At 32.2% G+C, this 8784-nt stretch carries 7 protein-coding genes and 1 pseudogene; 2 read left to right on the forward strand and 6 right to left on the reverse strand.

Annotated elements, in window-relative coordinates:
- A pseudogene (locus tag V5787_RS06710) lies at window positions 1–166 on the forward strand (IS1595 family transposase); the annotation flags it as partial.
- Between the two features lie 106 nt (window positions 167–272).
- Here V5787_RS06710 and nadB read toward each other — a convergent pair.
- The 3 genes from nadB to V5787_RS06725 all read right to left on the reverse strand — a co-directional run bounded on the left by nadB (window position 273) and on the right by V5787_RS06725 (window position 4039).
- On the reverse strand, window positions 273–1841 hold the full coding sequence (gene nadB, locus V5787_RS06715) for an L-aspartate oxidase (RefSeq protein WP_336892490.1): 1569 nt from the start codon (window positions 1839–1841) through the stop codon (window positions 273–275).
- A gap of 34 nt (window positions 1842–1875) precedes the next feature.
- Window positions 1876–2874, reverse strand: coding sequence for a quinolinate synthase NadA (gene nadA / locus V5787_RS06720; protein WP_336892491.1), 999 nt, complete (start codon window positions 2872–2874; stop codon window positions 1876–1878).
- An 88-nt stretch (window positions 2875–2962) separates the two neighbouring features.
- Complete coding sequence (locus tag V5787_RS06725; protein WP_336892492.1) at window positions 2963–4039, reverse strand: branched-chain amino acid aminotransferase; 1077 nt, start codon at window positions 4037–4039, stop codon at window positions 2963–2965.
- 182 nt (window positions 4040–4221) lie between these two features.
- Here V5787_RS06725 and mnmD point away from each other — a divergent pair, with 182 nt between their 5' ends.
- On the forward strand, window positions 4222–4893 hold the full coding sequence (mnmD, locus tag V5787_RS06730) for a tRNA (5-methylaminomethyl-2-thiouridine)(34)-methyltransferase MnmD (protein ID WP_336892493.1): 672 nt from the start codon (window positions 4222–4224) through the stop codon (window positions 4891–4893).
- A gap of 50 nt (window positions 4894–4943) precedes the next feature.
- Here the strand turns inward: mnmD and V5787_RS06735 are convergent, their stop codons facing one another.
- From V5787_RS06735 to V5787_RS06745, 3 genes are all read right to left on the reverse strand, one after another.
- Window positions 4944–5828, reverse strand: coding sequence for a pseudouridine synthase (locus tag V5787_RS06735; RefSeq protein WP_336892494.1), 885 nt, complete (start codon window positions 5826–5828; stop codon window positions 4944–4946).
- 89 nt (window positions 5829–5917) lie between these two features.
- Window positions 5918–6778 carry a geranylgeranylglycerol-phosphate geranylgeranyltransferase gene (locus V5787_RS06740; RefSeq protein ID WP_336892496.1) on the reverse strand — a complete coding sequence of 287 codons (861 nt, stop codon included), beginning with the start codon at window positions 6776–6778 and terminating at the stop codon, window positions 5918–5920.
- 70 nt (window positions 6779–6848) lie between these two features.
- Window positions 6849–7775: a mevalonate kinase gene (locus V5787_RS06745; protein WP_336892495.1), complete on the reverse strand. Its 927-nt coding sequence runs from the start codon at window positions 7773–7775 to the stop codon at window positions 6849–6851.
- Between the last annotated feature and the right edge of the window lie 1009 nt (window positions 7776–8784).

Genomic DNA, 8784 nt, shown 5'->3' on the forward strand with positions numbered 1-8784 from the left:
ACCAACTCATGTAAGTAAATGGCATATACAAGCATATTTTGATGAATTTTGTTTTAGAATTAATAGGTCACAATACAAAGAATCCATTTTTTATAAAACAATTCTTAGAATGGTACTACAAAAACCTAAATATCAAAAAAATACAAAACAGACACTAGGCGTGTAACTCAGAAAAACTATATTAATATGCAAATCGAAAGGAAAAATACTATGAAGAAAAAGATACAGCTTGCCTAACTTTTCGATTTTTTTTAAAAACATCAAAGTTAGATTTACACAAAATCCTTATTAAAAAAACCTCCTTTATTTTCTTTTCTTTTCATTGAAAATTCACAAATAAGATAAGCGGTAGTAATTAAATTCCGTAACTCACATAACTCCACTGAAATAATTGACTCTTTATAGAGTTCTTCCGTTTCTTCGTAGATAAAACTCAATCGCTTTTCAGCACTTTTTAAACGCCTGTTAGACCTAACAATTCCAACATAATCACTCATGATCTTTTGTACAGAGGACCTTCCATGAGTAATTAAAATGTTTTCTTTGTTTTGAGAGGTGTTTGCAGTATCCCATTCAGGAACATCTTCATTAAACCCTACGTTTTCAATTTTAACGACGCTTTTAAGATAACTCCTCTGAGAATACACCAATGCTTCTAATAAAGAATTTGAAGCCAATCTATTCGCTCCATGTAGCCCTGTAAAAGTACACTCTCCACAAGCATATAAATTCCGAATCGAAGTTCTTCCATCAATATCAACTTTGATTCCTCCACAGATATAATGCGCTGCCGTTACAACAGGAATCCAAGTCCTACGAATATCAATCCCTAAACTTTTACATTTATCTAAAATATTTGGAAAATGTTTTTTAAATTTTTTATGATTTAAATGGGTACAATCTAAAAACACGTAGTTATCACCACTTACTTTTAATTCAGTATCAATCGCTCTTGCAACAATATCTCTCGAAGCCAAATCCTCACGCTCATCATATTTACACATAAAGAACTCTCCTTTTGAAGTACGAAGTTTAGCTCCAAAACCTCTTACTGCTTCTGATATAAGAAAAGCTGGAGATTCTTGAGGCATTTGATACAATGCCGTTGGATGAAACTGAATAAACTCTACATCTCCAATTTCTGCTTTCGCTCGGTAAGCCATACCAACACCATCACCAGTAGCAATTAACGGATTTGTTGTTGTTGCATATGCTTGACCACTTCCACCAGAAGCCACCATCGTAATTTTGGACACAATGGTTTTTACCTCATTGGATTCTTTATCCAATACATAAGCACCAAAACAAGTAATATTTGATTTACGATCTTCTGTTTCTGAACTTAAATGATGCTCTGTAATAAAATCTATAGCGTAATGTTTTTCAAAAATATGAATATTTTCAGTTTTAGATATCATTACCAACAAGGCTCTTTCAATTTCGTGACCTGTTATATCTTTATGGTGTAAAATTCTATTTTGAGAATGCCCTCCTTCTTTACCTAAATCAAAATCACCAATATTGTTCTCATCAAACTTCACTCCCCAGTCGATTAATTCTTGCAATCGAGCGGGTCCCTCTTCAACAACCATGCGAACAACCTCTTCATTACAAAGACCATCTCCAGCAATTAAAGTATCCTGAACATGTTGTTCAAAAGAATCAATACCTAAATCATATACCGTAGCGATTCCTCCTTGTGCATACTTGGTATTTGATTCACCTTTATCCTCTTTTGTAACGATTATTACTTTACTTTCTTTAGATTTATGCGCTACACGTAATGCATATGTTAAGCCGGCAATACCGGATCCAACAACTAGATAATCAGTTTTAATCATGGTTCTCTTCTGATAAATAAAATTAAATGTGAACTTAAGACAGCTCTAACATCCTTTCAATCGGCAACAAGGCCTTACGTGCCATTTCTGGTTCAACATCAACAGCCGGAAGCTCGTGTTTCATACATGTATACAATTTTTTCATTGTATTTAATTTCATATATGCACATTCACTACAAGCGCAGCTATTATTTTCACCTGTCGGAGCAGGAATCAAAATTTTATCTGGTACCTGCTTAATCATTTCATGTAAAATACCCGCCTCAGTCGCCACAATAAATTTTTCTTTCTTACTCTCTTTTGCATATTTCAACAAACCTGCAGTAGACCCAATATAAGCAGCTGTTTTTAATATATGTGATGGAGATTCAGGGTGTGCAATAATCTCTGCATCTGGATGATCCAAATGTAAATCCAATAATTTTTCAATTGAAAAAGCTTCATGCACCATACAAGCTCCATCCCAAAGCAACATATCTCTACCCGTTTGCTTATTTAGATAATCACCTAAATTTTTATCTGGAGCAAATATAATTTTTTGATCTTTAGGGAAAGACTCTATAATTCTCACAGCATTAGATGAGGTACAAACCACATCACTCAATGTTTTTATTTCTGCAGAACAATTGATATACGTCACTACTTTATGATCAGGGTGTGCATCAGTAAAAGCTTTAAAATCTGCTGGTGGACATGAATCTGACAAAGAACAACCCGCTTTTAAATCTGGTAATAAAACCTTTTTTTTGGGGTTTAAAATTTTTGCGGTTTCTGCCATAAAATGCACTCCTGCAAAAACAATAATATCGGCATCTGTCTTGGCTGCTTCTATTGCCAAAGCCAAACTATCTCCAACAAAATCAGCAATATCTTGAATTGCGTCTTCTTGATAATAATGAGCTAAAATTACAGCATTCTTCTCCTTCTTTAATTTCTCAATCTCCTTAACATAATCCATTTCTTTTGGTGTTTCAACATCCAAAAAACCTTTCGAGATTATATTGCTTTTAGCTTGTTCTAATGTAGTATTCATAATATGTATATCAATAAATAGGCACTTCCTTATCCCAAAAAACTTGTGTAATTAATTACACAAGTCTTCTATTCATTCTCTAAAAAGACTATATATCTCTTACTTTATAAGTCCACCCGAATTTATCTTCGGATTTCTTGGTTTGTATACTCGTTATTTTATCTCTAAATATTGAAGCATAACTGTTTTCGATTTTTGGAAGTTCATAATCCGTACCTTTAAAATTAAACCCTAAAATAGGATTAATTACCGCTGCCGTACCTGCACCAAACATCTCAATTAAGGTTCCGTTTTTCGCAGCTTCTTCAATTTCATAAACTGAAATAGTTCTTACCTCTGTCTCGATACCTAAATCTTCAGCCAAAGTTAAAACACTTTTACGTGTGATTCCGTCTAAAATTCTATCTGAAATTGGAGCTGTAATTAGTATATCACCAACTCTAAAGAACACATTCATTGTTCCTGCTTCTTCTAAATTTTCGTGCGTACTTGCATCTGTCCAAACTACCTGTTGGTAACCAGCATCATTTGCTAATTTTGTAGGATAAAACTGCCCTGCATAATTCCCTGCGCATTTTGCGAAACCTACACCTCCACTTGCCGAACGACTATAAGTATCTGCAAATAAAACCCGTACCTCTCCGCTATAGTAAGATTTTGCTGGAGAACATATAATCATAAACTTATATTCCATTGCTGGGTTGGCAGAGACACCTGCTTCTGTTGCTATTACAAAAGGACGAATATAAAGAGAACTTCCCTCTACTTTCTGAATCCAGTCTTTTTCAATATTCAGCAAAGTCTCTAATCCGTCAAAAAACATTTCTTCTGGGAATTCTGGCATTGCTAAACGAACTGCAGATTTGTTTAACCTTTTTTGATTTTCACCAGGTCTAAACATCCAAATTTGTTCTTCATCATCTTTGTAGGCTTTCATACCTTCAAAAATTGCCTGACCATAGTGTAAGACTTTAGCAGATGGATCTAAAGAAATTGGACCATAAGGCCTAATTTTAATAGCCTCCCATTTTCCATCTCTATAATCACATTCCAACATGTGATCTGTAAAGACGTCCCCAAAAGAAAGGCTGCTAAAATCTATTTGTGAGATCTTAGATTTTTCAACTAATTGGATGTCGATTTCTGTTGTTTTGTCTGATTTCATGATCTGTTTTGTTTCGTGTCAACAAGAATACAAAAATAGCACTTTTATTGATAGCAGGCATATTCTTCTCTGAATTATCAGCACCAAATTGAATTCCAATTTTAAATCACATAAATAACACATCAAAACTAGAGCAATCATAAAAGCTTTGGGTATATTTGTTATCTAAATAACAATTCGATTTGAAAAGAGAAATCATCATAACTTCAGACGGTTCTACAACTATCTATTTACCTGAATGGGACGAGCAATACCACTCCAAACATGGTGCTATACAAGAAGCTTATCATGTTTTTATCAAAAACGGACTAGAAACACACAACAAACAAAATTTAGCAATTTTAGAAATCGGTTTTGGCACAGGATTAAACTGTTTTATTACATTATTAGAAGCTACAAAACGAAATTTAACAATTAATTATACAGGAGTAGAAGCCTACCCTATTAAAGAAGATGAACTTTTACAATTGAATTATGTTTCGGAACTAGATTCAAGAAACTTATCTCATAAATTTGAAGAAATGCATTTGTTAGGCTGGAACACTAAACAAAAAGTACACGACAATTTCTCCTTAACCAAACGTAAACAATTTATTGAAGACATCAACGATATCGAGCAATTTGACTTGATTTATTTTGATGCATTTGGAGCTCGTGTTCAACCTGAACTTTGGACAGAAGAAATATTTAAAAAAATGTACGACTCTTTAAAAGACGAAGGGGTACTGGTAACATATTCCGCAAAAGGAAGTGTCCGAAGAGCCATGATAACTGTTGGATTTAAAGTAACCAAACTACCTGGTCCTCCGGGGAAAAGAGAAATGCTACACGCAGTAAAGACAACAAATAACTAATAAAAAAGCCTTTTCAATTGAAAAGGCTTTTTTATTTTATCTGTTGAAAATTATATCATTTTCAAATTATTCAATTCTTGCTCTGTCAGATGTCTCCAATGACCTCTTTGAATATTTTTCTTGGTCATTCCAGCAAAAATCACACGGTCTAACTTCATTACTTTATATCCTAAAGTCTCGAATATTTTTCTTACAATTCTATTTCTACCTGAATGAATCTCGATTCCTATTTCCGTTTTAGACTCGCCTTCTACATAAGCTACATCATCAATAAAAACTTTTTTCCCCTCCACCATAAATTCACCTGAAGTTAATTTTTGCAAATCACTTACCGCAAGTTTTCTATCTAACGATGCGTGGTATAATTTACGTACATTATGCTTAGGATGTGTTAATTTCTTAGCCAATTCACCATCATTAGTAAACAACAAAAGTCCTGTTGTATTTCTATCTAAACGACCCACTGGGTAAATACGTTCCTTTGTTGCCATCTGAACTAATTCCATTACCGTTTTACGACCTCTTTCATCGTCCATAGTAGTAATATAATTCTTCGGTTTGTTTAACAAAACATATCTCTTCGTTTCAGGGTTGATTAAAGATCCATCAAAACGAACCTCATCTGTTAACTGAACTTTATAACCCATTTCTGTAATTACCTTTCCATTAACCATTGCACTTCCTGTAGCTATCAAAACATCAGCTTGTCTACGTGAACAAACTCCTGAATTAGAAATATACTTATTCAATCTAATTCCTCCTACATCTCTTCTCTCAAGTTTTTCTGGTGGCGATTTTTCAAATTTACTAGGGCGTTTTTTTATTTCAGACGGTCTTTTATCAAAACTGCTTCCTTGTGAATTGTTCCTTTTTTTAGATGTTGGTCTGCTAGATCCTTGTTGTCGTCCTCGCGACGAGTTTCTTTCTGTACTCATTTTAAAAAATTTTTTTTTTTTTGCAAAAATACAGTTTAATATTGATTTCCATCTTGAAAATTAATGAAAATAAAATCTGACTGTATTAATTATAATATTCTAGAAATCAGCACTGAAGTATCTATAAGAGTCAAACTCATTACCCCTAAAACAATTAGTACTTTTAATATATTGTGCAATACATTATACTGTTTAATACTTCTAGCTTTCCATAAAAAAAAAGGAAAAAACAAAAAGACAACAAAAACGAGATAAAAATAATATTTCATTTCACCGATCTCTGGATACTTCCACAAAAAATAAATAGGATTTAATGACTGTACAACGATCACTGAAATTAACAATTTGGTAAATCGTTCACCATATTTCACAGGTATCGTTTGATATTCACTTACAAATGCACCTTTTATCCCCGCTAAATCTTTGACCAATTCTCTTATCGTAATAATAAAAAACAAAAATGCTGCATGAGTAAAAATGATCTCAGAAAAATTTTTGAGATATACAAAAACCGCAAAAAAGGGCAACATCGATAACAAAGACGATGAAAGTAATCCTATGATAGGATATTTTTTTAATTTATGTGAATAGAACCAAATTAAAAAAATATAAACCGCAAAAAACAAAGCAGCCCTCCATGAAACAATAAACCCCAATAAAAATCCAATTATATTTAAAGTGAAATAAGTCTTCAATTTTATCTTCTGACTTACAAAATTATCAATTTTGGTTTTAAATGGTTTGTTGATTCTGTCCATATCAGAATCATAAAAATTATTGATTATATAACCAGCAGCAATGACTAAACTAGTAGCAAAGACAGTAATAAACAAATGAAAGTCTAAAAGAACAGATTTTAAAGATTCCTTGGGAGATAAAATAAAAATAGAAGCTAAGTATTGAGCGATTACCAATACCAAGATATTATAACCTCTCATTACAGAGAGCATTCCAACAAGACTGTAAAATAAAGGGTTTCTTGCTTTTTTATTATGCTTGGCTACCTCTAAAAGATCCATTTTAAAATCTATATACGAGTTCTAATTTATAATCACTGAGTTGATGTTTTACCTTTTCATAATCTTTAGCAAAACCAAGAATATAACCTCCTCCACCAGAGCCACATAACTTTAAATAATAGTCATTTGAATCAATTCCATGCTTCCACAGTTTATGAAAATCAGAAGGTATCATAGGTTTAAAATTTTCCAAAACAACTTTCGATAAATTTTTCACATTAGAAAAAAGAGACTTTACATCTCCTTGTAAAAAATTATCAATACAAGAATTAGTATGTAATGCGAACTCTTCGCTAAACATTTTCCTAAAACCTTCGTTTTTCATCTTATTCATAAAGATATTTACCATCGGTTCTGTCTCTCCAATAATTTTTGAATCTAACAAAAATACAGCCGCCTTTCCGTCCTTCTGGTATGGAATCCCTGTAGCCTCAACATTGGTCCTAGATTTTATTAAAATAGGCAAACTCAAATAACTATTCAAAGGATCTAAACCAGAACTTTTCCCATGAAAGAAAGATTCCATCAAAGAAAACACCAACTTTAACTGTAGTAATTTATCCCTTGTTAGGTTTTCTAAAACAGTGATCTTATTTAAGGCATATTTATCGTAAATAGATGCGACTAATGCTCCTGAGCTCCCCACTCCATATCCCTGAGGAATACTAGAATCGAAATACAAGCCTTTTGAAACATCTTCTTTAAAGGAGTCCAAATCAAAGCTCACTAAATCAGAATTTAATTCTGATAAATAAGTATACAACTTCAGCAAATTATCATTCGATTTTTTTGCTGATTCTGAATTTTCATTAGTTATTTTTAATGCACCTTGATAGTAATTATAAGGAATTGCTAAACCTTTAGAATCTTTAATGATTCCATATTCTCCGAACAGTAAAATTTTAGCATAAAACAACGGCCCTTTCATATTTTTGTTTTTCACCATAGATCTGCAAAGATACGGAATTTTATAAGAACCAAATCCTTAAGATTCATTGTCAAACAGGATCAATCCTAAGATATCGTATGACTGGAAAAATTACTATTTCAATCAACATAAATTTACACTCATAGTGCAAAATACAGTTTCTATTTTATATTAAACCATTAGATTTGAAGGTGCTGTTGACTTTCACATTGTATCCAATGCTTTGTTTTATCAAACTCTACTAGATAACCTAATTAATATTTTGTACTTGAGCTTATTTCTATACACCGCAGCTAAATATATAAAAGAACAAAACTAATTGATATCCTTATACCTAATAAACATCAAAATGATTGATTAAATTAGTTTCTATTTCAATTTAAAATAGAACTGCAACCTATGCTAATGTTTTTTTATTTCATCTAAAGAAAAAAATAAAATTTATTATCAACCACTCTAAAAATTAATTTGGTATTACTTGACGTAAATGTGAAGCTAATACCGAGAGGAAGGGAGTGGCTTTTTACTTTTTTGAGGAACGCAAAATAAATATGCCATGGGTACGAAAACTTATAGTGCTAGTTTGGCAATAGATATGTTACGGTAACTAAATGATTGTGTAGAACACGGAAGGTAACGCTTTACTTTTTTAGACACAGCAAAAAGCAACGTGCTAGATTGCATGAAAACGATATTTGCATATTGTTATTATGTTCTACCATTAATGATATTGGTGACTATACTCTCTTATTGTCACTAGTAAATACTAGATGGCAGCTATGCTAAGAACAGAGGGACCTAAACAGCCGGTATTCAATTTAGCAATCAGAACTTAACCTTATCTTTTAATAAATTTATCGTAAAGCTAACCTCCATTCAATAACTTAACGCAACAAATCTAAAATAATAGATTTGTAAAATGGTAGTAAAAAAACATCGCCGACTTACCCTAAAAGAAAGGGTGATTATTCAGACTCTTTTAGAAGAAAAAAAGAACAAAACATACATT

It is taken from the genome of Flavicella sp., from assembly GCF_037132785.1.
Classification (GTDB): Bacteria; Bacteroidota; Bacteroidia; order Flavobacteriales; family Flavobacteriaceae; genus Flavicella.